This is a genomic window from Billgrantia antri (genome assembly GCF_019430905.1).
Classification (GTDB): Bacteria; Pseudomonadota; Gammaproteobacteria; order Pseudomonadales; family Halomonadaceae; genus Halomonas; species Halomonas antri.
In genome coordinates, this window is sequence record NZ_JAHYCA010000004.1 from 84,838 (window position 1) to 110,708 (window position 25,871).

24 protein-coding genes are annotated in these 25,871 nt (G+C 65.1%); 7 read left to right on the forward strand and 17 right to left on the reverse strand.

What is annotated here, in order from left to right:
• Nucleotides 1-5: 5 nt before the first annotated feature.
• From KPL81_RS11900 to KPL81_RS11920, 5 genes are all read left to right on the forward strand, one after another.
• Complete coding sequence (locus tag KPL81_RS11900) at nt 6-1,028, forward strand: ABC transporter ATP-binding protein (protein ID WP_219792357.1); 1,023 nt, start codon at nt 6-8, stop codon at nt 1,026-1,028.
• On the forward strand, nt 1,025-2,086 hold the full coding sequence (locus tag KPL81_RS11905) for an ABC transporter ATP-binding protein (RefSeq protein WP_219792359.1): 1,062 nt from the start codon (nt 1,025-1,027) through the stop codon (nt 2,084-2,086). The genes KPL81_RS11900 and KPL81_RS11905 overlap by 4 nt, the downstream gene beginning before the upstream one ends.
• A 64-nt stretch (nt 2,087-2,150) precedes the next feature.
• Nucleotides 2,151-3,059: a LysR family transcriptional regulator gene (locus KPL81_RS11910; RefSeq protein ID WP_219792361.1), complete on the forward strand. Its 909-nt coding sequence runs from the start codon at nt 2,151-2,153 to the stop codon at nt 3,057-3,059.
• A 21-nt stretch (nt 3,060-3,080) separates the two neighbouring features.
• Entirely contained in the window at nt 3,081-4,391 is a 1,311-nt protein-coding gene (gene pepQ, locus KPL81_RS11915) for a Xaa-Pro dipeptidase (protein WP_219792363.1), read from the forward strand.
• A gap of 4 nt (nt 4,392-4,395) precedes the next feature.
• Entirely contained in the window at nt 4,396-5,436 is a 1,041-nt protein-coding gene (locus tag KPL81_RS11920; RefSeq protein ID WP_219792365.1) for a hydrolase, read from the forward strand.
• Here the strand turns inward: KPL81_RS11920 and msrA are convergent.
• From msrA to galU, 6 genes are all read right to left on the reverse strand, one after another.
• Complete coding sequence (gene msrA / locus KPL81_RS11925; protein ID WP_219792367.1) at nt 5,417-6,031, reverse strand: peptide-methionine (S)-S-oxide reductase MsrA; 615 nt, start codon at nt 6,029-6,031, stop codon at nt 5,417-5,419. The two genes, KPL81_RS11920 and msrA, sit on opposite strands and share 20 nt — an antisense overlap.
• Nucleotides 6,032-6,089: 58 nt before the next feature.
• Nucleotides 6,090-10,337 (reverse strand): autotransporter assembly complex protein TamB, encoded by a 4,248-nt coding sequence (gene tamB / locus KPL81_RS11930; protein ID WP_219792369.1) that lies wholly within the window; start codon nt 10,335-10,337, stop codon nt 6,090-6,092.
• Between the two features lies 1 nt (nt 10,338).
• Complete coding sequence (gene tamA / locus KPL81_RS11935) at nt 10,339-12,222, reverse strand: autotransporter assembly complex protein TamA (RefSeq protein WP_422674130.1); 1,884 nt, start codon at nt 12,220-12,222, stop codon at nt 10,339-10,341.
• A 52-nt stretch (nt 12,223-12,274) separates the two neighbouring features.
• Nucleotides 12,275-13,192: a coiled-coil domain-containing protein gene (locus tag KPL81_RS11940; RefSeq protein WP_219792371.1), complete on the reverse strand. Its 918-nt coding sequence runs from the start codon at nt 13,190-13,192 to the stop codon at nt 12,275-12,277.
• 78 nt (nt 13,193-13,270) lie between these two features.
• On the reverse strand, nt 13,271-14,584 hold the full coding sequence (locus KPL81_RS11945) for a UDP binding domain-containing protein (RefSeq protein WP_219792373.1): 1,314 nt from the start codon (nt 14,582-14,584) through the stop codon (nt 13,271-13,273).
• A 5-nt stretch (nt 14,585-14,589) separates the two neighbouring features.
• The gene (gene galU / locus KPL81_RS11950; protein WP_209478295.1) at nt 14,590-15,480 is read right to left on the reverse strand and encodes a UTP--glucose-1-phosphate uridylyltransferase GalU; all 891 of its coding nucleotides are present in this window, start codon (nt 15,478-15,480) and stop codon (nt 14,590-14,592) included.
• A gap of 167 nt (nt 15,481-15,647) precedes the next feature.
• Between galU and ubiG the strand changes: the two genes are divergently transcribed.
• Nucleotides 15,648-16,367, forward strand: coding sequence for a bifunctional 2-polyprenyl-6-hydroxyphenol methylase/3-demethylubiquinol 3-O-methyltransferase UbiG (gene ubiG, locus KPL81_RS11955; RefSeq protein WP_219792375.1), 720 nt, complete (start codon nt 15,648-15,650; stop codon nt 16,365-16,367).
• Complete coding sequence (locus KPL81_RS11960; RefSeq protein WP_219792377.1) at nt 16,364-17,026, forward strand: HAD-IA family hydrolase; 663 nt, start codon at nt 16,364-16,366, stop codon at nt 17,024-17,026. The genes ubiG and KPL81_RS11960 overlap by 4 nt, the downstream gene beginning before the upstream one ends.
• A gap of 29 nt (nt 17,027-17,055) precedes the next feature.
• On the opposite strand, the gene KPL81_RS11965 is transcribed toward KPL81_RS11960, so the two are convergent.
• The 11 genes from KPL81_RS11965 to ruvC all read right to left on the reverse strand — a co-directional run bounded on the left by KPL81_RS11965 (nt 17,056) and on the right by ruvC (nt 25,820).
• Nucleotides 17,056-17,811, reverse strand: a complete 756-nt coding sequence (locus KPL81_RS11965; RefSeq protein WP_209478289.1) for a YciK family oxidoreductase — start codon at nt 17,809-17,811, stop codon at nt 17,056-17,058.
• Between the two features lie 27 nt (nt 17,812-17,838).
• On the reverse strand, nt 17,839-18,609 hold the full coding sequence (ybgF, locus tag KPL81_RS11970; RefSeq protein ID WP_209478287.1) for a tol-pal system protein YbgF: 771 nt from the start codon (nt 18,607-18,609) through the stop codon (nt 17,839-17,841).
• 35 nt (nt 18,610-18,644) lie between these two features.
• Nucleotides 18,645-19,187, reverse strand: a complete 543-nt coding sequence (gene pal / locus KPL81_RS11975) for a peptidoglycan-associated lipoprotein Pal (protein WP_219792379.1) — start codon at nt 19,185-19,187, stop codon at nt 18,645-18,647.
• Between the two features lie 36 nt (nt 19,188-19,223).
• The gene (gene tolB / locus KPL81_RS11980; RefSeq protein WP_219792381.1) at nt 19,224-20,519 is read right to left on the reverse strand and encodes a Tol-Pal system beta propeller repeat protein TolB; all 1,296 of its coding nucleotides are present in this window, start codon (nt 20,517-20,519) and stop codon (nt 19,224-19,226) included.
• Nucleotides 20,519-21,802, reverse strand: coding sequence for a cell envelope integrity protein TolA (tolA, locus tag KPL81_RS11985; RefSeq protein WP_219792383.1), 1,284 nt, complete (start codon nt 21,800-21,802; stop codon nt 20,519-20,521). Before tolA ends, tolB begins: the two co-directional genes overlap by 1 nt.
• Nucleotides 21,803-21,833: 31 nt before the next feature.
• Nucleotides 21,834-22,271 (reverse strand): protein TolR, encoded by a 438-nt coding sequence (gene tolR / locus KPL81_RS11990; protein WP_219792385.1) that lies wholly within the window; start codon nt 22,269-22,271, stop codon nt 21,834-21,836.
• A gap of 12 nt (nt 22,272-22,283) precedes the next feature.
• Nucleotides 22,284-22,973, reverse strand: a complete 690-nt coding sequence (gene tolQ, locus KPL81_RS11995) for a protein TolQ (RefSeq protein WP_242597604.1) — start codon at nt 22,971-22,973, stop codon at nt 22,284-22,286.
• A 23-nt stretch (nt 22,974-22,996) separates the two neighbouring features.
• Complete coding sequence (ybgC, locus tag KPL81_RS12000; RefSeq protein WP_209478278.1) at nt 22,997-23,392, reverse strand: tol-pal system-associated acyl-CoA thioesterase; 396 nt, start codon at nt 23,390-23,392, stop codon at nt 22,997-22,999.
• Nucleotides 23,389-24,426, reverse strand: a complete 1,038-nt coding sequence (gene ruvB / locus KPL81_RS12005) for a Holliday junction branch migration DNA helicase RuvB (RefSeq protein ID WP_219792387.1) — start codon at nt 24,424-24,426, stop codon at nt 23,389-23,391. The genes ybgC and ruvB overlap by 4 nt, the downstream gene beginning before the upstream one ends.
• A gap of 102 nt (nt 24,427-24,528) precedes the next feature.
• The gene (ruvA, locus tag KPL81_RS12010; RefSeq protein ID WP_219792389.1) at nt 24,529-25,143 is read right to left on the reverse strand and encodes a Holliday junction branch migration protein RuvA; all 615 of its coding nucleotides are present in this window, start codon (nt 25,141-25,143) and stop codon (nt 24,529-24,531) included.
• Nucleotides 25,144-25,280: 137 nt separating this feature from the next.
• Complete coding sequence (gene ruvC, locus KPL81_RS12015) at nt 25,281-25,820, reverse strand: crossover junction endodeoxyribonuclease RuvC (protein WP_219792391.1); 540 nt, start codon at nt 25,818-25,820, stop codon at nt 25,281-25,283.
• Between the last annotated feature and the right edge of the window lie 51 nt (nt 25,821-25,871).

Sequence of the window (25,871 nt, forward strand, 5' to 3'; positions counted from 1 at the left end):
CTCCCATGTCACTTCTCGAAGTCAACAACCTCGACGTGCGCTTCGCCCTGCGCCGCGGCGACGTCCAGGCGCTGCGCGACGTCTGCTTCAGCCTCGATCGCGGCGAGCGGCTCGGCATCGTGGGCGAATCCGGCGCCGGCAAGTCGGTGGCGGCGTTCAGTCTGCTCAACCTGATTTCCAAGCCCGGCTACATCGCCGGCGGCAGCATTCGCTTCGACGGTCAGGAACTCACCGGACTCAGCGATCGTGCGCTGCGCCGGATCCGTGGACATCGCATCTCGATGATCTTTCAGGATCCGATGATGACGCTCAATCCGGTGCTCACCATCGGCGAGCAGATGATCGAGTGCCTCAAGGCGCATCGCCGCATCGCCCGGCGCGAAGCCAGAGCCATCGCCCTGCGCAAGCTCGAACAGGTACAGATCCCCTCGCCCGAGGCACGCCTGGAACAGTACCCCCACGAACTCTCCGGCGGCATGCGGCAACGGGTCATCATCGCCATCGCCTTGCTCCTCGATCCTGACATCATCATCGCCGACGAGCCCACCACGGCACTAGACGTCACCATCCAGGCCGAGATCATGGCGCTTCTGCTGGAGCTGTGCGAGAAGCACAATGTCGGCTTGATTCTGATCACGCACGACCTGGGCGTCGTCAGCCAGGTGACCCAGCGCATGCTGGTGATGTATGCCGGCCGGGTGATCGAGCAGGGTCCTACCCGCGAGATCATCAACGACCCCCAACATCCCTACACTCAAGGGCTGATGAACGCACTGCCGCAAATGGCCACGCCGGGCGAGCGACTCAACCAGATTCCCGGCAGCATGCCCTCGCTCGACAACCTGCCGAGCGGCTGCGCCTTCCATCCACGCTGCGCCTTCACCCAGCGTCCCGACGGCAGCGAGCGTCCCGCCTGCCGTTCCCGAGTCCCCGAGTTCGTCACCTCCGGCAACTGCCAAGCGGCCTGCCACATGGTTGCCGAGATGATCGAACGCGAACGCATACCGGCCGAGGAGACTACCCGATGACGGCGACAGCAATCGCACCCTCCCACGAGACGCCGGCCACCGACGCCGATCGATCGCTGCTGCAGATCCGCGGCCTCGAGAAACGCTTCTCGCTTTCCGGCGACTTCCTCGAGCAGCTCAAGTTCAAGGGCGGCAAGCTGGTGCGCGAGCAGAAATACGTGCACGCCATCAACGGCATCGACCTGGATATCCAGCGCGGCGAAGCGCTGTGCGTGGTCGGCGAATCCGGGTGTGGCAAGTCCACCGTGGCGCGCATCGTAATGGGGCTGATTCACCCTTCCGGTGGCGAGATCCGCTACGACGGTAAGCGCATCGACGACCTGTCGACCAAGGCGTTGATGCCTTACCGCCGACGCATGCAGATGATTTTTCAGAACCCCTATGCGTCGCTCAACCCGCGCATGACCATCCAGCAGACCCTGGAGGAACCGATCCGTCTGCACCATCCCGACTGGAATCGCCAGCAGGTGGCGGATAAGGTCGCCGAGGTGATGCATTCGGTAGGCATCGCGCCTGACTGGGGTGCTCGCTACGGTCATGAGTTTTCCGGCGGCCAGCGACAACGCATCGCCATCGCCCGCGCGCTGGCCGTGGACCCGGAATTCATCGTCGCCGACGAGCCGATCTCGGCGCTCGATGTCTCAATCCAGGCTCAGGTACTCAACCTGTTGATGGACGCCCAGCAGCAACGCAATCTGACCTATCTGTTCATCACCCATGATCTTGCCGTGGTGGAGCACTTCGGTACCCGTGTGGCGGTGATGTACCTGGGGCGAGTATGCGAGGTGGCGCCCACGGCCACGCTGTTCGCCACACCACGTCATCCCTATACCCGCGCGCTACTTTCGGCGATTCCGCGGCTCGAGGATGACCGCCCCCAGCACATCCGTCTCGAAGGGGAAGTGCCCACGCCGGTCAACCTGCCTTCCGGGTGCGTCTTCCACGGCCGCTGCCCGCATGCCAACGCGCGCTGCCGCGAGGAGGTGCCGGCGCTGATCGCTCGCGATGGCGGCGGGCGCGTCGCCTGCCACGCCATCGAAGAGGGACGTCTCGTCTGAGACGCTGCGATGATGCCTCTGGCTACACTGTGAGTGTGCTACTCGTCCTGTCTCGGGAGACAACATGGAACTACGCTGGCTGGAAGACTTCATCGCCCTGGCCCGCACGCGCCACTTTTCGCGTGCCGCCGAGCAGCAGAACGTCACCCAGCCGACCTTCTCGCGACGCATCAAACTGCTCGAGGAGGAGATGGGCACGACCCTGATCAACCGCCAGACGCTGCCGCTGTCGCTGACACCTGCCGGCGAAGAGTTTCTGGGGCTTTGCCACGATATCACCCAGCGGGTCGCAGAGAGCCGTCGGCGCTTGATTCAGCTCGCTGAACAGCAGGCCGGGCGTATTCGTCTGGCCGCGCCGCAGAGCCTGCTCGCCCACTTCATGCCGGAGTGGCTCGACCAGTGGCCGGTACCGCCGCCGTTGACGCCCTACCTGCGCGCCACCAGCTGGTTGGTCGATGACTACTTTCGTGCATTGTTGCGTGAAGAATGCGACCTGGTGCTGTGCTACTGGCCGCAGACGCCCTGTGGCATCGAGCCCGACACGGAAGGGTTCGTCTTCCATCGGCTCGGCGAGGAGCGCCTGGTTCCCGTCTCGCTGCCCCAAACGGATGGACGGCCGCGCTTCGCACTGGACGATGGCGCCCGGCTGCCGCTGATCGCCTATCACCCGCGCGGCTTGTTCGATGCCATGATTCGCAGCCACCTCGCCCAGCTCGGCGAGACGCCGGATTTCAGCATTCTCAACGAGAGCATTCAGAGCAACAATATTCGCGAACTGGTCAGCCTGGGCTATGGCCTGGGCTGGCTACCCGGGCGCAGTGTGCGCGAGGCGCTCGCCGCTGGCTCGCTGGTCGCGGCCGGTGGTGAACGCTGGCAGATCCCGCTGGAGATCCGCCTCTACCGCCGTGCCGAGAGCAGGCACTCGGCGGTGGCCGCCTTCTGGGAGAACCTTTCGCCAGGCGTAACCGCCTGACTTTCCGAACCGGAGTGAATCATGACCCCTGACCTTGATGCCCTGCAGGTGCATCACTTCGATGCGCTCGAGAATCGCTACGCCGAAGTGCTCACTGCCCAGGGCTACGACCGGCTATTGATCTACAGCGGTCGACCGACTCGCCACTTCGGCGATGATCAGGACGCCAGCTTCTGCAGCTATGGCCACTTCCAGCACTGGACGGGGCAGTCCCAACTGACGCATAGCTGGCTGCTGGTGCAGCCCGGCCGGCGCCCCGTCTGTTATCTGCATGCCCCCGACGATTTCTGGCATCTGCCGGCGCAGCTCCCCGATGAAGCCTGGACCGCAAGGCTCGAGGTGGTTGTCGGCCGCTACGACGAGGCGCCCCCCATTGCCACCGGCGGCCGCCTTGCCGTGATCGGCGATGTATCCGCCGCGACTTCTGCCGCACTCGGTGCGGAACTCAATCCAGCCACCCTGCTCACCGCGCTGGACGAAGGCCGTGTACGCAAGTCCGACTACGAGATCGCCTGCCTGAGCGAGGCCAATCGCAGGTCCGTTCTTGGTCATAGTGCCGCGCGGAACGCCTTCCTGGCTGGCGGCAGCGAACTCGATATACACCTCTCCTACCTCCAGGCCTCGCGTCAGCGCGAAGGCGAACTTCCCTATGACAACATCGTCGGTATCGGCTGCCATGCCGCAGTGCTGCACTATCAGCATTACGACACTCAAGCGCCCCGCAAGCGCTACAGCCTGCTGGTGGATGCGGGCCACCGCTATCGCGGCTATTGCGCCGATATCACCCGTACCTGGCCGGGGGCCGAAGCCGACCCGCTCTTCGCCGACCTGATCGCAGGCATGCACGAGATCAAGCAACGCCTGGTTTCAGAGGTGGCTCCCGGCGTCGCTTTCGTCGAGCTGCACGAGCGAATGCACCGCCTGCTCGGCGAGCTACTAGCGAAGAGCGAACTGGTCCGGGGCTCCTCGGATACTGCCATCGAAAGCGGTATCACGCGTGCCTTCTGCCCTCATGGGCTCGGCCATCTGCTCGGTATTCAGGTTCACGACGTGGCCGGACGCACGGCGCACGATGGCTCCCCCCTGCCACCACCGGCCGACCACCCTGCCCTGCGACTGACACGGGAACTGGAAGCGGGAATGGCGGTCACCATAGAACCGGGGCTATATGTCATTCCCATGCTGCTCGAACCGCTCAAGTCAGGTCCCACGGCGAGGCACCTGAACTGGCCCATGATCGAGCGGTTGGCCCCCCATGGCGGCATTCGCATCGAAGACAACGTGATCGTCACGGCCGATGCTGGCAGGAACCTGACCGTCGACATCGAGTGATCCCATGCGTACACGGTGGCAGCAGACCGGTTTCGTCCCCCCGCGCGGATTGGCCAATCCGCACGTGCAAACCCTCCTGCCTCGCCTATTGCCTCGGCCACGGCTGACACGTACCCAAGAGGATCTCGAGCTGCCCGACGGCGACTTCGTGGAACTCAACTGGATCCTGCCCGCCCCAGCAAGTCCGCAGGCGCCACTCTTCGTGTTGTTCCATGGTCTTGAAGGCTCGTTCCAGTCGCCCTACGCCCGCTGGCTGCTGGCAACGGCCAGCGGCATGGGCTGGCGTTCACTGTTGATGCATTTTCGCGGCTGCGGCAACCAGCCCAATCGACTGCCGCGCGCCTACCATAGCGGCGATACTGCCGATGCCTACTGGCTGATAAGCGAACTGTCGCGGCGCTACCCCAAGGCCTTGAAAGTGGCTGCCGGCGTCTCGCTGGGTGGCAATATGCTGCTCAAGCTCGTGGCCGAGCAGGGCGGCGACGGCCTCGACCTGGCCGGTGCCATCATCGTCAGTGCCCCGCTCGACCTCGCCGCCAGCGCTGAAAGACTGCATCAAGGGTTTTCGCGGGTCTACGAGCGTCATCTGCTCAACGCGCTGAAGCGGAAAGTCGCACCGCGTCTGGCACGTGGCGAGCTACCTCTGTCGCTGGAGAGTCGCGAGCTGGCGCGGATCGATAGCCTGCGCGGCTATGACGATGCCGTCACCGCGCCCCTGCATGGCTTCCGTGATGCCGCCGATTACTACCATCGCGCTTCCGCCGGACGCCTGCTCGGCAACGTCGCACTCCCCACCCTGATCCTGCATGCCGACGACGATCCTTTCATGCCCGCCGGCCTTTTTGAACGGCTCCCCAAGCCAACCGACGCGGTGCGCCTGGAGATCGCCCGCCATGGCGGGCATGTCGGGTTCGTCGAGCGATGTGGCCAGCGCCTTCGCCCCTGGCTGGCACAGCGGCTGGCCCATGAACTCGCCTGTTGGACCGGTACCGGTGCTGCCTGGCAGTCGGCGATGGATCGCCACCTCAGCCGATCAGACAACTGACCCCGGTGCCACGCAAGCCACAGTAGCCGTTCGGATTCTTGTGCAGGTACTGCTGGTGGTACTCCTCTGCCAGGTAGAAGGCATCGAGCGGCGCCAACTCCGTGGTGATACGACCACGCCCGGCATGGTCCAGCGAGTGCTGGTAAATGTCGCGGCTGCGCTGCGCGGCGGCGAGCTGTGCCTCGCTAGTGGCATAGATCGCCGAACGGTACTGAGTGCCGATATCGTTGCCCTGGCGCATGCCCTGGGTCGGATCATGAGCCTCCCAGAACACCCTGAGCAAGGTCTCGACATCCACCTGGCGAGGATCGAAGACCACCCTGACCACTTCAGCGTGGCCGGTACGCCCGCTGCAGGTCTCCTCGTAGGTGGGGTTGGGTGTCACGCCGCCGGCATAGCCCACCGCCGTGACATGCACGCCGGGCAACTGCCAGAACAGGCGCTCGGCGCCCCAGAAGCAGCCGAGACCGAAGACGATCGTCTCGTAGCCCTCGGGAAACGGTGGCAGCATCGAGCGGCCGTTGACGGCGTGCACGCCCGAGACACGCGTCGGCGTGTCTCGCCCCGGCAGGGCGTGGGAAGGCTCGGCGGTCATGACGAATCTCCTTGAACGGGTCCGGATCGCCACCCGACGAGAGTGCCCGGGCGGCCGATCATGGCGACTCGTCGATCTTGGGCGACTTGCCCGGCCGGGTGAAGATATACATCAGGTCCACGGCCTGAGCGGCGCCCGAGACGGCCTGGACATACAGGTTACGCCACAAGGTGTAGCGCAGCGTCAGTTCGGCGATCGGCGAGAAGATACCGACACCATAGCTGACGCGCAGGTCCTCTGTCAGGTAGCCGCTGACCACCACCTGGCTCTCGTCGCCGACCCCGGTGGTTTCCAGTGCCAGGTCGTCGATACCGAACGCTTGCCCGATCGCCCCCACGGCGCCCCCGGTACGGCCCAGGGTGAGTCCGACCAGTGCCGAGGTCAGCGCACCATCGGCATCGCCGTCTCGCGGTGCACGCCCGCGCAGCAGGTAGGAGAGCGCCCGCGCTTCGTCCATCGCCGGTTCGGAGAAGATCGTCAGGGTCGGCTCGGCGGCAAAGCCGGTCACGCGCAGGCCGGCGATGACGCCATCCTCGGTGACATCGGGATTGCGAATCGCCTCGAAGTCGAGCAACGGCTGCTCGGGGGCGCCACTGAACAACAGCTGGCCTTGGCGGATCAGCAGGTCCTGGCCAAAAGCACGGAAACGACCGTCGACCAGATTGACCTCGCCGAACAACTGCACCGGACCGTCCTGCTGGCGCACCTGCAGAGTCCCGGCCAACTCCGTCTCGAGTCCCGATGCGGCGAGCTGCATGTCCGGCCCCAGGTGCAGCTCGAGGCGCACGTCAAGCTGCATGCCCGCTTCACGCAAGGCAACGGCAGCCGCCTCGTCGTCACCCGCCGCCGGTGTCAGTTCGCCACTTCGCTGGGCACGAGCCTCGTCGCGGCGGGTGATGATGATCTCGTCAGGGCTGGGGCTGACGGCCGCCGGCGGGGCTTCGCCGATCTCCAGCCGCGCCCAGGGCACCTGGACGTCGCCGCGCACTCGGAGCGATTGAGGATCGATGCGTACGGTGATGTCCGGGGCGATCCGCAAGCGGCCGAACTGAGGCAGGTTTACCAGCAATGGGCGCCGGGTGCCGTTCAGGTCTACGGCGATCCGCCACTCGTCGAGAGATGGCCAACTGGCGCTACCATCGATTACCAGGCGCCCCTCATCGGCATCGACATATCCCATGAGACGTGCGCTGTCGCCGTCGAACTCGATGCGGATGCGCCCATCCTCGACGATCAGCGGCACGTCGAGGCCAGAGGCCTGCAACCCGGTGAGTTCGAGCGCCCCGTCCAGGCTCGGATTGTCGCGACTCCCCGATATTTCGACTCTCCCGCTGACGTCACCCTCCAGCGTATCGAGCCCCTGCGCCAGGGTGCGATAACGCGACAGGTCGAGCCCGTCGAGCACCAAGGTGCCATCCAGCTCGCCGCTGCCCAGCGGGTCGTCGAGGCCGATATCCAGGTCGAGTCGACCGGCATCGCCGAGCGTCAGGTCGAGATTGAGCGCCGTTCGTGCCTGGCTGGCATCCAGCGTCACGTCGAGTCGCGTATCGGGCATCGACCAGGGCTGTCCGTAGATATCCACCCCTTCCAGATCCAGCTCGCCGACAAGATCTGCTTCGAGGTTCCACTGCTGCCCGCCCTGGCGCCACTGCGCGCGGAGATCCAGCTCGCTCGAACCACCGGCACGCCAATCCTCGGGTAGCCATTCGTCGAGCATTTCCATGGGCAGATCACGCACCGTCAGGGCCAGTTGTCCCTGGTCGGCACTTGCCTGCAAGCTCTCCTCCAGGCAGATTCGACCGCCCTGCTCGCGACGCAGGCAGAATGGCTGCACCTGGGCCCGTCCGTCGGCCAGGTCGGCAGTGAATCGGATCGCTTCGTCGAGCCGCATGTCGCCATACTGCGTATCGACCTCCAGCGGAGCGATGCGGCCTTCGTAGCGCTGGCGTTCGGTGGACAAGCCGCCCTCGAGAGTCAGCTCCGCCCGCGAAAGCGGCATGTCGCGACCGGCCAGCGCCGTCAGGTTTGCCCGGTGCGATGACAGTCGACCGCTCAGGTCGAGACCCACCTCGGTCAAGCGCTGTCCCCCCGCATCGAGACGCTGGATATCCAACCTCAGGTCGAGCTCGGGATCGTCGAGCCCCTGTATGCTACCCGATAGCGCCAGCGTCTCGGCCCGATTGTCGGCGAAAGCGAGTTCGCGGCCTTCCAGGTCGAGTTCCAGGCGCGGCCTCTCGGGAGAGCCACCGGTGCGGAAACGCCCTGTCAGGCTGCCACCCAACTCATCGTGCAGACTGCCCAGCTCGGTCAGCGAGATGTCGCCACTCAGGTCCATGCGCTGCTCGGAAATGGCGCCACTTGCGGTGATGCGGTTTTCCCCCTGGCGAAAATCGAACTCCTCTACCTGCCACTGCATGTCGCTGTTCCCGGCCAGGCGCGCGCGCAGCGAAAGCGGCAGGTCTTGCAGTTCTCCATCGACGGACAGGCGTGGCACACGTAGCTGCCAGCCACCGGGCGTCTGGCGGAAGGCGACGTCGATATTGCCGCTCAGTCGCCCTTCCGTGGCATCGGTGAACTGACCGGGATCGACATTGTCGAGGCGTGCCGTCGCCTCGACGTCGAGCCCATCAAGCCACTCGACCCTTCCCCGGCTGACCACCGAGGCATCCCCGAGACTCACTGACAACGGCGTCCAGGCGAAGTGCTCGAAGTCGCCGCTGCCCGACAAGGCCACCTGAGTCAGGGGGATATCAGGCCCTTCCAGGCGCATCGACAGGGCCGCGCTGTAATTCACCAGGCTGCCGGACAGACGCAGGTCGAGATCCTCGACGACATAAGGCTCTGCCACCGTTTCCTCTTGATCGGCATGTGCCGTCGCCATGGGTAACGGCCATTGCAGGAGCTCACTCTGCAAGGAAGCTTCGAAGGGTAGGCTGGGGGCCAGCACGTCGGCTCGGGCAGTAAGGTTGGCGTCGACCGGCCCGCGTGCGGTGAGTTCGGCATTCAGCTCGGCCAAGCTTCCGTTGAGCCTCAGGTCGAGTCGCTGACCGGACAGCTCAGGCATCAATTCCGGCAGCCACAGCGCCGCCTCGAGCTGGGCTTCGAGCGGGTAATCGCCGCGCAGTATCACGCGAGCGGAGAGGCTCGCCTCGATGTCGCGGCTGTCCACGTCCAGCGTCACGATCTCGACCTCATGGCCACGTGCCTCAAAGGCGAGATCAAGAGTGCGTATTTCGTAGTCGAGCGGCCCGCTCACTTCGATTCCATCGAGGTGGATACGCGGCGCGGAAATCGCCAGGGGCAGCTCGACCTCAGGCAATGCCAGACGCTCGCGCTCGTCGAACGGTACGCCGGGTTCCCCCGAGTCGCCGGTCGGTGCCTGCACCGCCTCGGCTGCCGCCAGGGCCTGTTCGCTCAACACATCGCCGCCCTGCATCGGGTCCAGAGCCAACCTGGCGGCACCGGACGATGGAATGTCGACCCGCAACTGCTGGAGGCGTGTCGGCAGCAGCTGCAGCCGATCACCCTCGGCCTCGATGCCGGTATGCAAGACATCCCAGGTGATACGTGTACCGTCCGCCAGTTTCAGCTCGACGTCCTGCACTTCGAGTTCGGGCGCCGAAATATCGAGGGGGAAGCGAAACGCGGACGGCGCGATCTCCTGCGGAACCTCGTCCAGCGCCTCGAGCGCGGGGCGTGAGAGCGTCTCTTCCGGCCCCTCTGCCGCGATAGTGTCGTCTTCTCCACCGGCCGGCAACGTAACGCGAAGGCCCTCGGCGTGGGACGTTTCCAGCCGCAGCCGGGACTCCTCGGCCCGGGCTGCCGTGCTCATCTCATCCAGGACGATCCGCGTACCGTCGGCCAGCCGCAGTTGCGTGTCATCCAGGACTAGCTCTCGAACCTCCAGGGGAAAAGGCAGGCGAATCGGGGCACTTGACGCCGGCTCCGATGGCGGTTCGTCACGCGCCTCCTGCTCATGCAGCAGCACGCGACCGCCCTGCATCGTCAGTCGCTCCACGCACAGCCTACCGCTCAGCAGACAGTCGTCCGCCCAGGCCAGCTCCAACCTCTCGGTGGCGATCTCGGCGGGGCCGGCCTCGATCCGGAATCCGTGCAGCACCAGGCGATCCAACGGCGCCCCCTCGACGCTCTCCAGCTGGTAGAAGCCGCGCTTGGCCCCCTCCTCGAGCAGGAGGCCAGCGCCCCAGGGGGACAGTGCAAGACCGAGTACGAGGATCACGATGCCGATCGCCAGCACAGGCAGCACGATCAGCAGCTTCAGAAAGGCAAGGATCAATGACCGCATCTTAGAATTCCGGGCCGATGGCGAAGTGGAGTCGCCACGAGTTTTCCTCGTCATCGAAGGGGTGGGCGATGTCGAAACGCACCGGCCCGACGGGAGATATCCATCTCACGCCCAGGCCGGCGCCGGTGTTGAGCTGCTCGGGCCACCAGTCATCGAAGGCATCGCCACTGTCGACGAAGGCCGCCCCCCACCAGTTGCCGGTCACGCGGCGCTGGACCTCGAGGCTTCCGGCGAGCATTTGCTGGCCGCCGCGCAGCAATCCCTCCTCATTGCGCGGCGCCAGGGTCTCGTAGCCGTACCCGCGTACCGAGCGGTCACCACCGGTGAAGAAACGTAGCGAAGGCGGTATCTGGGAAAAATCATCGGTCTCGATGGCTCCCAGGGCCAACCGGGTAACGAAGCGCAGGTCATCTCCCAGCATGCGTATCCATTCGGTATTGCCGGTCATGCGCAGGAAGTCAGCGTCCGAGCCCCAGGCCGTGTCGGAATACTCCAGCGTGATGCGCTGACGGTCGCCCCAGGTAGGAAAGCGCGGATCACGAGTACGGGTCCGCGTCCAGCTCACCCCCGGGTAGTAAAGAAAGACACTCTCGTCCTCTCCACCCTGGGTGAAGTCCTCGTAAGTGGCACGCATGAACAGGGTCTGCACCCAGCGGTTGTCGAACTCCCAGCGCCGTGCCAACTCGACGGTCGCCTCATTGGATTGCGTATCCTCGTTGTCGCGATGCCGCAGCCCGTACTGGAAGCGATACTGGTCGCGCAGTGGATCGTCCAGTGGCAGGAGGTAGGTACCGCTGAATTGCTGCTCCGGCTGGGAGAGGAAAAGATCATGCTCCAGGCTGTGCCCGTAGCGATTGATCCATGGCTGGTTCCAGCCGAACTGCAGTCGCGGCCCGACATCGGTGGCGTAGCCGATGCCGGTCTCGAAGTGGTGACGGTCGGCGGGGGCCAGCACCACGTCGATCGGCATGCTGGGTCGCGCCGGTACATGCAGACGCGAGACGGCAGCCAGCGCCAGGGCGGAAAGGCGGGGGCTATCCGTCATTGCCGTACGTGACGACGGTACCCGCGGCAGCGCGGCGTCGCCCTCGGTCTCCACCACGTTCCACCAGCCCAGGGTCGGAGGCGCCAGGGCCAGTTCACGTCGGGCATCGAGCCGGGGGCGCACACTGACCGAGCTGAACCAGTTGGTCTGGCCCAGTCGCTGGGCGTAGAGCGCTACCTGACCAGCCCGGTAGGGCTGGCCAGGCTCGAAGGGCGCCAGGTTGCGTAGCCGGTCCTTGACGATATGGCTACCGCGAATCGTGACGTCCCCAAAGGCATAGCGCTGGCCGCTGTCGAGGGTGAGGTAGAGCCTGGCACTCTCGGCAAAGGGGCGCACCTCCATGCGCCGATCGGTGAAGGACCAGTCGAAGTAACCGCGCTCGAGGGCAAGACCGGCCAGCCGACTGCGCATGCGATCCCACGGCGCATGCAACAACGGGTCGCCCTCTGCCAAAGGGAAGGCATCCACGGTATCGCGAAAGGGGGCGTCGTCGGCCGCCTCGCCCTCGAGGCGAATATCGAGCACTTCGATGACCACCTGGGGGCCAGGCTCGATGGAGAGGCTGACGTAACGCGGCGGCTCCTCCTCATCGAGCCGCGAACGCACGCGTGGCTCGTAGTATCCATAGACGCGCATGGCCTCGCGCGTGCGCCGCACGACTTCGCCTTCCAGACGACGGCGGTCGTACTGGGCGGCCTCCAGATCACCGAGGTAGTAGCGGACGTTGTCGGCGACATCGCCTTCCAGTCCGTCGATACGTGCCTCGAGTGCCAGCGCTCCTTGCGCCATGCCGAGACACAGGGCCGCCGCCCCCATGCGTGAGATCACGCCTCTTCCCATATTCACGGCTTCCCGACTTGACTCCTGCCTGCCCACAGTGGGGCCTGGCAGATTATTGCAGGGCTTCCAGCCCTGCGCTGAGTGACAGCTGCTCCTGGCGCAGCTCGCGCAACTCGGTCTCCATCGACGTCAAGCGGCTGCGCAGGCTTGCAACGGCCTGAGCGGCGTCGTCACGCTGCGCGACTGCTTCCAGCTCGGCCGTCAGATCGTCGATACGCCGCTCCAGTGCGACCTCGCGAGCCTGCCAACGCTCATCGAGCGCCGCGATCTCCTCCTCGAGCAATTGCTGGAAGTGCTCATCCACGGTCGCGAGCCGCTCATCGAGTGATGCTCGCACGCTCTGCTGGCGCTCCGCCAGTGCCTCCTGCTGTTCCTGCCACTCGGCGATGCGCCGGGTCTGGCGCTCGTTGACTGCAGCCACTGTCTCGATCCTTGCCTCCAGAGCCTCGCGACCCTCCGCGCCGGCGCGTTCCAACGAGTCGAGGGACGTGCGCACCGCCATAAGCAGCGCTTCCCGGGTCTCGGCCTCCTCGGCGAACCGCTCGAGCCTGGCCGACACCTCATCCACGCGCTCATCGAGCGCCTCGAACCGGGAAGTCTCCCCTTCGCTGACCTGCTGAACCTCAACCTCGAGGCCCGCCATGCGAGCCACCATCGATTCGGCGTGCTCCTCCGTGGAGGAGAGCCGCGACTCGATGGTCTCGAGCCGGTCGCCACGCCCCTCCTCAGCGTCGAAGCGAGCATGAACGTTGGACATCTCGGCGGATACCTGTTGCAGCTGGGCATTCAGGCGTTCACGCTCCTGCCAGCCCAGCCACGATACCGCAAGCAGCATGGCCAGCAGCAGCAGCACGGCAAACTTCAGCGGCCATAAACGGGGGGGCGGCGTTGAGGGTCGGCGCGGCCTTGTCAGGCTGGAATCCGGATCGGGCACGATGGGACGTCGCTCGGAGGGACGCGCTTCGGGCATGTCATACTCCTTGTGGGCAGATGCGGCAGGCGCCTGCCTATTGTAAGCAGGTCAAGCACCTGCGCGCACACCACTGCCTCAACGCCTCGTCGACCGCCCTTGGGGATCCGCGCGACGACCGATGCCGCGATAGGTCAGCCCCCAGCTCGCCACATGACTGGGGTCATAGATATTGCGCCCGTCCAGCAGCAGACGTTCGCGCAACAACTTGGCGAGGCGCGGCCAGTCCGGGTTCCAATAGTGCTTCCACTCGGTGACCAGCATCAGGGCATCGGCCCCGTCACACGCGGCATAGGGATCGCCATCGAACAGCGACAATAGCGGGTGATCGCCAACAGAGGCGCGTAAAGCCGGGGTTGCTGCCGGATCGTGAAGCCGCACCCGCACCCCCTGGGCCCAGAGCGCCTCGAGCAGCGTGAGCACCGGAGCATGGTCGATGCGTGCCGAGCCCGGCTTGAAGGCGGCCCCCCAGATTGCCAGGGTGCGCCCTTCGAGCTGGCCGTGGAAGTGAGTCCAGAGCTTGCGGAACAGCGTCTCCTTCTTCTGCTCGTTGATGTCCAGCACCTGCTCCAGCAGTGCCGAATGGCGCCCGCTGGCTTCCTGCACGTCGGCGAGGCGCATCAGGTCACGAGAGAAGTGAGGTCCACCGAAGCCGCAGCCGGGGTAGAGATATTCATAGCCGATACGAGAATCCGCCCCCATCCCCTGGCGCACGTACTCAACGTCGACCCCCAGGCTGTCGGCCAGCCCCGCGATCTCGTTCATGTAGCTGATTCGCGTGGCGAGCATACCGATGGTGGCCAGCTTGGTCAGCTCGGCGGCCCGGCGCGGCATTAGCTGGATCACGTCGCGGCGACGGTTGAAGGCTCGTAGCACTTCACGCACCTGGGCCTCGGCCTGCTCGTCATCACAGCCCAACAGCCAGCGGCCGGGCCGGGTGAAGCTGGCCCAGGCGCGCCCCTCCTCGATCATGTCCACGAGCGCCACCGCCCGCCGTCCGTTGCCGCCGAGCCGTGCTTCCAGCCGCTCGGTCTCGCCCACCGGGAAAGTGGAGTTGTTGACCAGTATCAATGGACCTTGCTGGCGTCCGGCAGTCTCGGCTACCAGCTCATCGGCCTCCTCACGCTGCTCCGGTGACAGGGCAAGCCAGAGAATGTCGATGCCCTGTGACGCGGCCTCGTCTGCGCCGTTGGCCAGAGTCAGGGTGCCCTGCTCGAATCCCTCCTCGAGGCGATCGAGCAGGTCGGGTTCCCGCCGCAGCCAGTCGGCCGCCTGAAGTGCCGGCCAGCGCATGGTGGCATGAGGCACCCAATGAACCTGATGGCCCACCCAGGAGAGTGCGGCAGCGGCCGTCGCCGCCGCCAGCTCACTGCCATGTATCTGTATCCGCATGAGACTTACTCCGCCTGGCTATAGCGGGCGAGCAGCTCGCGGAAACCCTCGCCGAAACGGGGATGACGGCGACCGTAGACCAGGGTGGCCTCGAGGTAACCCAGCTGATGACCGCAGTCGTAGGTCTTGCCGCGCATGCGCCAGGCATCGACACCGTCACGCTGGCGCAAGGTCTCGATGGCATCGGTCAATTGGATCTCGTCGCCTGCGCCCGGCGGCGTCTCGGCCAACAGCGGGAAAATGCTTCCCGGCAGTGCGTAGCGGCCGATCACGGCAAGGTTGGAAGGCGCCTCCTCGCGGGCGGGCTTCTCCACCACGCCTGCCAGTGGGCAGGCCTTGCCGGCAGTTGGCGCCTCTCCCTCGGGGCTCACGATGCCGTACTTGTGAACGTTCTCCCAGGGCACTTCCTCGACCATTAGCTGAGAGCGTCCTGTCGCTTCGTAGGCATCGAGCATGCCGGCGAGATCGTTTTGCGACAGCCCCTCGTCGTCGACCAGCACGTCGGGCAGCAGTACCGCAAAGGGCTCGTCATCGCCAATGACGGGACGAGCGCAGAGCACGGCGTGCCCCAACCCCAGCGGCTCGTGCTGACGTACGCTGATGATGTTGACGTCGGCGGGCACAATAGCGCGCAGCTCGTCGAGGAGCTCCTGCTTGTTCTTGGCCTCGAGCGTGGCTTCGAGCTCGTAGTGGGTGTCGAAGTGGTTCTCGATGGCGCTCTTGCTGGCATGGGTCACCAGCACGATGTCACGGATACCGGCCTTTACCGCCTCATTGACCACGTACTGGATCACGGGACGGTCGACGATGGTGATCATCTCCTTGGGAATCGCCTTAGAAGCCGGTAAGCAACGGGTGCCGAATCCGGCCACGGGTAATACAGCCTTGCGGATCATGGGTGCCTTCCTTGTCAGTTGGTGAATGAATGCTCGGTGAATGAACTTCCCGGGCCGGTCCTTGATTCCGTCATGGGAAAGCCCGGGCAGCAACGGGTACAATATGCATGATACCGAAGGTAAAGAATGTTGCCAGGGTGCCGGACCAATTGACACGGAGAGACCACATGAGCGCTACCCTCCACCACAACGTCGACCGGGGCGAGATCGCCAAGTTCGAGGCCCTGGCCAGCCGCTGGTGGGACCCGCACAGCGAGTTCAAGCCGCTGCACGATATCAATCCGCTGCGCCTGGATTTCATCGATGCACGCTGCGGCCTGGCCGACCGCAAGGTTCTCGACGTGGGCTGCGGCGGTGGCATCCTGGCCGAGTCCATGGCGCACCGCGGCGCTCGAGTCACCGGCATTGACATGGGTGAAGCGCCGCTTGGCGTGGCGCGTCTGCATGCACGGGAGAGCGGGGTCGAGGTCGAGTACCGCCAAGCCAGTGCCGAAGCGATGGCCGCCGAGCACCCGGGCGAATTCGATGTGGTCACCTGCTTGGAGATGCTCGAGCACGTGCCCGATCCCGGTTCGGTCATCCAGGCCTGTGCGACACTGGTCAAGCCTGGCGGCCACCTGTTCTTCTCGACCATCAACCGCAACCCCAAGGCTTACGCCCTGGCCATCGTCGGCGCCGAGTACCTGCTGCGGATGCTGCCCCGCGGCACCCACGAGTACCGCAAGTTCATCCGCCCTTCCGAACTGGCCGGGTGGTGTCGCGAACACGGATTAGCGGTGCGCGAGCAGAGCGGCTTGGTCTACAACCCGATGACGCGCCGTTATCGTCTTTCGACGAGCGATGTCTCGGTCAACTACATGATGCATTGCCGCCGGGAGCCGGCATGACGCCTTTGCCGCGCGCACTGCTGTTCGACCTCGACGGTACCCTGGTGGATACCGCACCCGATCTGGCTCGAGCCACCAATGCCCTGCGCGCCCACCATGGTCTCGAGCCACTGCCCTACCCGCTGATCCGTGCCCAGGTTTCCAACGGCGGCAGCGCTCTGGTCGCCCTCGCGCTGGGGTTGGACAAGACGCACCGGGACCATGACGCGGCGCGCCAGTTCCTGCTCGACGCCTACGGTCGATCTGTGGCGGAAGAGAGCTGCCTGTTCCCCCACCTCGACCAGTTGCTGGCAAGCTGGGAAATGGAGAGCCGCCCCTGGGGCATCGTCACCAACAAGCCCCGCGCCTATGCAGCCCCGCTTGTCGAGGCCCTGGGCCTGGCGCCTGGCGCGCTGTTCTGCGCCGACGACCTGCCCCAGCGCAAGCCGGCTCCGGAGCCGCTATGGGCGGCCGCCGAGCGACTGGACGTGCCAGCATCGCAGTGCTGGTATATCGGCGACCATGTGCGCGACATGCAGGCGGCACGCGCCGCCGGCATGGTCGCCGTCGCCGTCGGCTACGGCTACATCGAGGAAGGAGACGACTACCGAGAGTGGCCGGCCGACCTGTGGTTCGAGACCTGCGAAGCCCTGGTGGAAGCGCTGCTTCAGCCTGCCTGAGACGCCTCAGGCAGGCTGTAAAGGGGGAGTCACTTCGGCTGGGCGTCGAAACGCTGGCCGTTATGTCCCCTGCTCTCCGGCCCCATCAGCCACAGGTAGGTCGGCATGATCGCCTCCGGCGTACGCAGCGTATTCGGATCCTCGCCCGGGTAGGCGGTGACACGCATCGCGGTACGAGTGGCGCCGGGATTGAGCGAGTTGACGCGTAGCGTACCCAGATGCTCGACCTCGTCGGCCAGGACCTCCATGAAGCCTTCGGTGGCGAACTTCGACACCGCATAGGCCCCCCAGAAGGCGCGCCCCTTGCGCCCGACGCTGGACGACGTGAACACCACCGAGGCATCGGGGGAGGCCTGCAGTAACGGCAGCAACGCCTGTGTCATCCAGATAGGTCCGTTGATATTGACCTGCATCACCTGGTCCCACAGTTCCGGATTGTACTGCTCGAACGGCGTTATGCGACCCAACAGCCCCGCATTGTGCAGGATACCGTCGAGACGGCCGAACTCCCGGTCCAGGGTCTCGGCCATGTCGTGGTAGTCCTTGTGCGTGGCACCCTCGAAATTGAGCGGAAAGATGGCCGGCTGCGGCCCGCCGGCAGCCTCGATTTCATCGTAGACCTTCTCCAGCTTGGCGATGGTGCGGCCCAGCAGGATCACGGTGGCACCGTGTCGGGCAAAGGTCAGGGCAGCCGCCCGACCGATGCCATCGCCGGCCCCTGTCACGAGGATGATGCGTTCGGCAAGCAGGTCGGCGGGTGCCACATAGTCGATCTTGCAGGTCATCTTGACTCCTTGGGCGAGGCCAGTCCGTTACAGGGACTGACGCAGAAAATCGTTGGCAAGCCCCGCCGCACTGGAATCGGGGTAGTCGTCACGCACGCGTTCGAGCAGGCCGCGGCTCTCCTCGAGTTCACCCTGGCGCGCCTTGATCAGGCCAAGCTTGTAGAGCGCATCGGGCACCTTGCTGCTCTGCGGAAAGTTATCGATGACCTGGCGGAAAGCGGCTTCTGCCTGTTCCAGATCGGCTTCCGCCGAGTGCAGTTCACCCAGCCAGTAATAGCCGTTGGCGGTCAGGCTGGTATCGGGGTAATCGGCAACGAAGGCCTCGAAGGCCCGAATGGCTTCGGCGAACTCCCGCGACTGGACACGAGCGAAGGCGGCCTGGTAGGCGGCCTGAGCATCGGCGCTGTTGCCGCTCGGTGAAGGCGTCTGGGCGACCTGTCTGGCCGACTCCTCGTCGACAGGCGGATTGGCTTCGATGCCGGCGCTGCCAGCCATCAATCGCTCGTCGAGATCGATATATTGCTGGCGGGTCTGGTTGCGCAGCTGCTCGAGCTGGTGACGCAGCTCCTCGATCTGGCCACGTAGCTGCTGGATTTCCCGCTGGTGTTCCTGCAGCTGGTTGTACATCACCAGACTGCCGCCGGCCTCTTCGCGCACCTCGGCCTGCTCGAGGAATCCCCGAGGCTGTGCAGTACGGTCTTCGACGATCGGGCGTTGCTGGGCTTCGACAAGGCTCATGACGGACAGCGGGAGCACCAGGGCTCCCGCGCCGCACAGCCTTTTCAGACTGTGTCTCATGCTTCACTCCATTGGGCGCTTACGCACCAGTTCGCTCAGTAGGCAAACACGACGCGGCGGTTCTGTGCGTGGGCATCTTCGCTGGCGCCACGTGCGGCCAGACGCTCCTCACCATAGCTGACCACCTCGAACTGGGACGGCGAGACGCCTTGCACCTCCAGGAAGCGCTTCACCGCGTTGGCACGACGCTCACCCAGCGCCAGGTTGTACTCACGGGTGCCGCGCTCGTCGGTGTGACCCTGGAGAACGACGCGAGCATTGCCGTTCGAGCGCAGGTAACGCGCATGCGATACCAGTACCGACTCGAACTCGGGACGGATGCTGTCACGGTCGTAATCGAAATAGATGGTACGGACTTCCGGAATGCGGCCGTCGGCCTGCTGGCCAGAACGGTCGCCGCTGATGCCGGAGCCGCTGACCTGCCCTGAACCCGCCGTACCGGTACCGACACCTCCGTTGGCACCCGTGCCCGTGCCATCCATGGAACCGTCACGGCTACCACCGGTGCTCGAACAGCCGGCCACCAGAGCCAGAGACAGGGCGATCGCCAGGATTCTGGCATGCGACTTGAATTGCATCGTCTAACTCCTCAAAGGATCGAATGACACGTACCATCAGTTCAAGAACGGCGACCATGCGGGCTCCCGCACGTCACCTTGTGCCGAAGGCAACCGGTAGGACGCTCGTCCATCGGCCGATACGGCTCCCAACTCCCCGCTTGTACCCTGCTGGGTGGCGAAGATTACCATGGTCCCGTTGGGTGCAACACTGGGCGATTCCGCCAAACGGGTGTCCGTGAGTCCGACCAGGCGCCCCGAATCCAGATCCTGCCTTGCCACCTGGAATCCGCTGTTGCCGCGATGGATCATGAACAGGGTCTTTCCGTCCGGGGAGAAGCGACCGCGGGCATTGTAGTTGCCGGTAAAGGTCAGCCGCTCCGCCTCCCCGCTGCCGAAGCTGTAGCGGTAGATCTGCGGTCCGCCACTGCGATCCGAAGTGAACAGCAGGCTGCGTCCGTCAGGTGCCCAGTCCGGCTCGGTATCGATGCTCGAATTGTTTGTAATGCGCTCGAGGTTGCGTGACCCCACGTCCATCACGTAAATGTCAGGCTGGCCATCCTTGGACAGGGTCATGGCCAGGCGCCGTCCATCGGGCGACCAGGCAGGCGCACCGTTGATGCCCTCGAACGACGTCAACCTGGCTCGTTGCCCCGTGTTCACGTCTTGCACGTAGATCGCCGGCCGCTCGGTCTCGAAGGAGACGTAGGCCAGACGGCGGCCGTCCGGCGACCAGGCCGGCGAGAGGATCGGCTCGCGCGAATTCAGCACCTGTTGGCTGTTGTGCCCATCGGCATCGGCCACGTAGAGGGTGAACTGTGCGTCGTCACCGGTACCCTGGGCAGTGACATAGGCAATGCGGGTAGAGAAGGCCCCGCGGATGCCGGTAATGGCCTCGAATATCTGGTCGCTGACGAAGTGAGCGACGGCACGCAGTTCATTGGCCCTGCCGGTGACGTTCTCGCCGAGCAAGCGGCGCTGGCCGCTGACGTCCATCAGTTCATAGCGAATACGGTAGCCCTCCGCACCACGACTGACCTGACCCACGACCATGTAGCGCACGTCGAGCGCACTCCACTGACCGTAACGCACCTGATCGCTGGAGCTGGGTCGATCAAACATCGCTTCTCGAGGCAGTGGCTCGAAGAAGCCACTGCGCTGCAGATCCTCACTGATGATCTGGGCCACGTCCTCGGGCAGCTCCTCACCGTCGGTCGCAAACGGCACGACGGCGATAGGGGTGGCCTGATCGCTGCCACGGGTGATCTCGATGGTCAGGTCGGACTGTGCGTGGGCGAGCGCGCCGAACATCAGCAGCGCGGCAGCCAGCCATGTGGTCATCAGAGCTTTCATCAGCGTACATCTCCCGGTGTGAAACGCAGATTGAACTGTCGAAAATCACGCTGCGCCGTTGGCGGCAGTTGGCGCAGTTCATTGAACGGTGAGGCGGCTTCAACTGCCTGGATGGCGGAGCGGTCGAAGCTGCTGTCTCCACTACTCTGACTAATGGTAGCGCCAAACAACTCCCCCGAGGGCCCGAGCTGGACCTGAACCGTTGCCGAAAGCCCGCCACTGGCGCCGGGCGGGATCACCCAGGCCTGCTCTACCGCGCGGCGCACCAGGTTGATGAAGCTGTTCGCCGCCTCCTGGCCCTGGCGCGCATTGGCGACTGCATCCGATTCACCCTCAATGGCTCGGTCGAGCCCCTGGGACGCGGCCTCGGCAGCACGTCGCGCCTCCTCCTCACGCTGGCGGCGGGCTTCCTCTTCGGCACGACGCTGTTCCTCGGCTTCGCGCTGTCGCTGGGCTTCCTCCTCGCGGCGACGCTGCTCCTCGGCCTCGCGCTGGCGCTGGGCTTCCTCCTCGCGGCGACGCTGCTCCTCGGCCTCGCGCTGACGCCGGGCTTCCTCTTCGGCACGACGCTGTTCCTCGGCTTCGCGCTGGCGCCGGGCTTCCTCCTCGCGGCGCCGCTGTTCCTCGGCCTCACGCTGTCGCTGGGCCTCTTCCTCACGGCGACGCTGCTCCTCCGCTTCTCGCTGGCGTTGCGCCTCGGCCTCCTGCTGTCGACGCGCCTCCTCTTCGGCACGCTGCTGTGCCTCGAGCTGGCGCTGCCGCTCGGCTTCCGCCGCCGCCTCCTGCTGGCGCTGCCGCTCGGCCTCCTGCTCTTCGCGCTGACGCGCCAGACGTTCGGCTTCTTCGGCACGTCGCTGCGCTTCCGCCTCGGCAGCCTCACGGGCCTCCTGCAGACGGCGAGCCTCATCCTCTCGCTCCGCCTGCTCTTGCTCTGCCTGGCGGGCTTGCTCCTCGGCCGCCTGGCGCTCGGCTTCCTCGCGTGCCTGCTCCTCGGCCTCGGCCTGACGTGCCGCTTCCTCCTGACGAGCCTGCTCCTCGGCCTGGCGGGCCTCGGCGCGCGCACGTGCCTCCTCGGCACGCTGGGCCTGGTCGGTGGTGGTCTCGGTGCTGACCAGCGTCGCCTGGACGATCGAGCTCGTCTCGGGCTCCGGCTGGCGTTGGGGCAGGCTCACCGTGCTGATCACCACGACTAGCACGTGCAGGCCAAAGGCCAGCAGCGCGGGCACGCCATAGCCGACGCGCCCGTTGTTCCGGGGGGCGGAGCCCCTCTGACGTCGGGCCATCACGTCTCCTACCTTCCTGATCAAGGGGCTCCTAATCACGCGGCGGCGGCTCGGAAATCAACCCGACATTGGCCACACCGGCCACCTGCAGGGTGCTCATCAGGTTCACGATTTCGCCATAGGGCACGAAACGATCGCCACGCACCATGACCGGCGTTCCTGGCTGGCGATCTAGCAGGATGATCACGCGATCGGCCAGCTCATCGAGCTCCACATTGGTCTCCTCGCCGCCGATCGAGAGGAAATACCCTCCTTCGCGATCCACCGACACGATGATCGGCTCACGCTCTTCCTGGGTCTCGATCGGCTCGGACGTGACCTGAGGCAGCTCGACCTGTACCCCTTGGGTCAGCATCGGGGCAGTGATCATGAAGATCACCAGCAGCACGAGCATGACGTCGATGAAGGGAACGACGTTGATCTCGCCCATCGGCTTGCGGCGCCCACTACGGTTGAACGGTCCATGCATGTCGCGACTCCTTCAGGCAGCACCGGCTTCGCTGCGACCCTGCAGGTTGCGATGCAGGATGGAGTGGAATTCCTCGGCAAAGTCCTCGTACTTGCCCAGCATGCGATCGGACTCGGATGAGAGGCGGTTGTAGAAGATGACCGCAGGAATGGCGGCGAAAAGCCCCATCGCAGTGGCAATGAGCGCCTCGGCGATCCACGGCGCTACGGTAGCCAGCGTGGCCTGCTGAGCCATGGAGAGCGACTGGAATGAGCCCATGATGCCCCACACGGTGCCAAACAGGCCGATATAGGGACTTGCCGAGGCCACCGTGGCCAGGAACACCAGATGCAGGGTCAGTCGCTCCTCCTCTCGCGACCAGGCCACGCGCATGCTGCGCTGAACCCCGTCGAGAATGGCTTCGGCACTCTTGGTCTTGGCCATCAGACGATTGAACTCGCGAAAGCCGGCACGAAAGACATGCTCGGCGCCTTGTGTCTCCTGCTCCGACGGTGTCTCGCGGTAAAGCTCGTTGAGGTCGACTCCCGACCAGAAACGCTCTTCGAAGGACTGGTGGGCCCGGCGTGCCCGACGCATCACGAAAGTGCGCTGGAAGATCACCACCCAGGAGAGAATCGAACCTATCACCAGGATCAGCATGACCAGCTGCACCACGGTGCTGGCGCTCATGATCAGGTGCGGTATGGACATTGAGTCGTTCACGGGCTTCCTCGCTGATCTTGCAGTTAACCGTTGAGAACCGCGGCCAGTGCCGGCGGCCAAGGTATGGGTTTGAGACGCACGGCATCCACACAGGCGATGTCGACCCGCGCCTCGCATAAGGGTTCCCCGCCGCGCATCACCGATTGAGCGAAGCTCAGCCGGCAGCGGCCGTTCGATTCGACGGCCGCCGTGACCGACAGTTCGTCGTCGAGACGGGCGGGTTTGGCATAGCGGCACTCCAGGCGGTGCACCACCAGTTGGATGCCGGCTTCGAGCAGTTCGCGCTGGGTGAGGCCGTGGTGGCGCAGCCACTCGCTACGCGCCCGCTCCATGAACTTGAGGTAGTTGACGTAATAGACGATGCCACCGGCATCGGTATCCTCGATGTAGACCCTAAGCGGCAGGCGGAAGTCGCTCACTGACGCACCTCGCCGGACGCTTCCTGGGCCTGCTCGTGCGGCACCAGACCGAAATGCTGCCAGGCCTGGCGGGTTACCACCCGGCCACGAGCGGTACGCATCATCAGCCCCTGCTGAATCAGATAAGGCTCGATCACGTCCTCGATGGTGTCGCGCTCCTCGCCGATCGCCGCCGCCAGCGAATCGATGCCGACCGGGCCGCCATCGAACTTCTCGATCATAGCCAGCAGCAGACGACGATCCATGTGATCGAGCCCATGGTGGTCGACGTGCAGCATGTTCAACGCCTGATCGGCCACATCCGCGTCCACCTGGCCGTTGCCACGCACCTGGGCAAAATCGCGCACCCGGCGTAGCAGCCGGTTGGCAATGCGCGGCGTGCCACGAGAGCGGCGTGCCACCTCACGAGCGCCGTCGCGGTCCGCCTCGACGCCGAGCAGCCTCGCCGAGCGGGCCACGATCTCGGTCAATTCGTCGATGGCGTAGAACTCCAGACGCTGGACGATGCCGAAGCGGTCGCGCAGGGGCGAGGTGAGCAGCCCCGCACGTGTGGTGGCCCCCACCAGCGTGAACGGAGGCAGGTCGAGCTTGATGGAGCGCGCCGCCGGCCCTTCGCCGATGACGATGTCGAGCTGGAAATCCTCCATGGCGGGATAGAGGATCTCCTCCACTACTGGAGAAAGCCGATGAATTTCGTCGATGAACAGCACGTCGCCCGGCTGCAGGTTGGTGAGCATGGCGGCGAGATCGCCGGCGCGTTCTAGCACCGGGCCGGAAGTGGACTTGAGGCCGACGCCCATCTCGGCGGCAATGATGTTGGCGAGCGTGGTCTTGCCCAGGCCGGGAGGACCGAACACCAGGGTGTGATCAAGACTCTCGTCACGCCCACGTGCCGCGCTGATGAAAATTTCCAACTGTTCGCGGACCCGAGGCTGACCGATGTATTCGGCCAGCCGCTTGGGCCGGATCGCGTGGTCGACGCGGCTCTCCCCCTCGCGCTCGTCAGCGGCGATCAAACGGTCATTGTGCATCATGTCGAACACTCGCGGCGCTCATGAACTTGCATGATATCGTTCCCTCTGTCACCGACAGGCACGCGTGGCAGCAGCGGGCTAGCAGGCGTACCTGCTGCTTTACTAGCTGGCCAGGCGCTTGGTCAGCGCTGCCTTGATCATGGCCTCGGTCGAAAGTCCCTCGTCGAGCCCCGAGAGCATCTTTGCCGCCTCGGTGGGCTTGTAACCCAGACTGACCAACGCGGCTTCGGCATCGGCCAGCGGATCCTGACGCGCCTGCCCCGCACTGGATGCCGTCGAGGGGCCTGCCAGGTCTGTCGCGCCCGGATGCTCCCAGTGGGGAAAACGATCGCGCATCTCGATAATCAGCCGCTCGGCCGTCTTCTTGCCGACCCCCGGCAGGCGCGTCAATGACTTGACATCATCCTCCATCACGCAGCGGATGAAGGCTGTTTCATCCATGCCCGAGAGGATGGCCAAAGCCAGCTTGGGGCCAATACCGTTGACCCGGATTAGAGCGCGGAACAGCGCCCGCTCCTGCTCGCGGGCAAATCCGAACAACAGATGGGCATCCTCGCGCACGGTGAGGTGCGTATACAGGGACACTGACTCCCCCACCCCGGGCAGCGCCACCAAGGTCGTCATGGAAGCTTCGAGTTCGTAGCCGACGCCGGCCACGTCCACCACCAACCAGGGCGGTTGCTTGTCGAGCAGAGTGCCACGCAGGCGTCCGATCATGGGGGCTCAAAATCCCGGTCCGAATACATCCAAGGCCGCAGGCCTTCCTGGCGCCACTATACTGGTCGCTCAAGCGGCTGACCAGTCTAGAGTAAACGGTGTTCGACAATAATCCCTTTCAAGCCACGGGGCTACTTTCAGGGGCGAAAATCGCGCCACGAGCCGCCACGCCGCCGTGAGCGGTGCCCGCCGAAACTGCCGCGCGTCAGCAGGCCGAGCCTGGCGTGGGCATGGGTCAGCGCAATGGCCAGGGCATCGGCGGCATCGGCCTGGGGTGAGCCGTCGAGCCCCAGGATCGCCACTACCATATGCTGCACTTGTGCCTTGGTCGCCCCGCCGCTACCGGTCACCGCCTGCTTGATCTGACGAGGCCCGTACTCACTCACCGGCAGACCATGGTTGGCCGCGCAAACGATCGCCGCACCGCGTGCCTGGCCCAGCTTGAGTGCAGAGTCCGGATTTTTCGACATGAAGACCTGCTCGATGGCCACCTCGCCGGGGCGATGCTCGCCGATCAGCTCGGCGAGGCCGGCGTAGATGCGTGCCAGGCGCTGCGGCAAGTCGACGTCCTGCAGGCGAATGCAGCCGCTGGCCACGTAGCGTGGCGTGGGCGTGGCGACATCGAGCACGCCGTAGCCGGTAGTGCGCGAGCCGGGGTCGATGCCGAGAATCAGCACGTCACGCTCCGCATAGGGGAGGTCGAATGCGGAGTCATCCTCTTTCGCTTC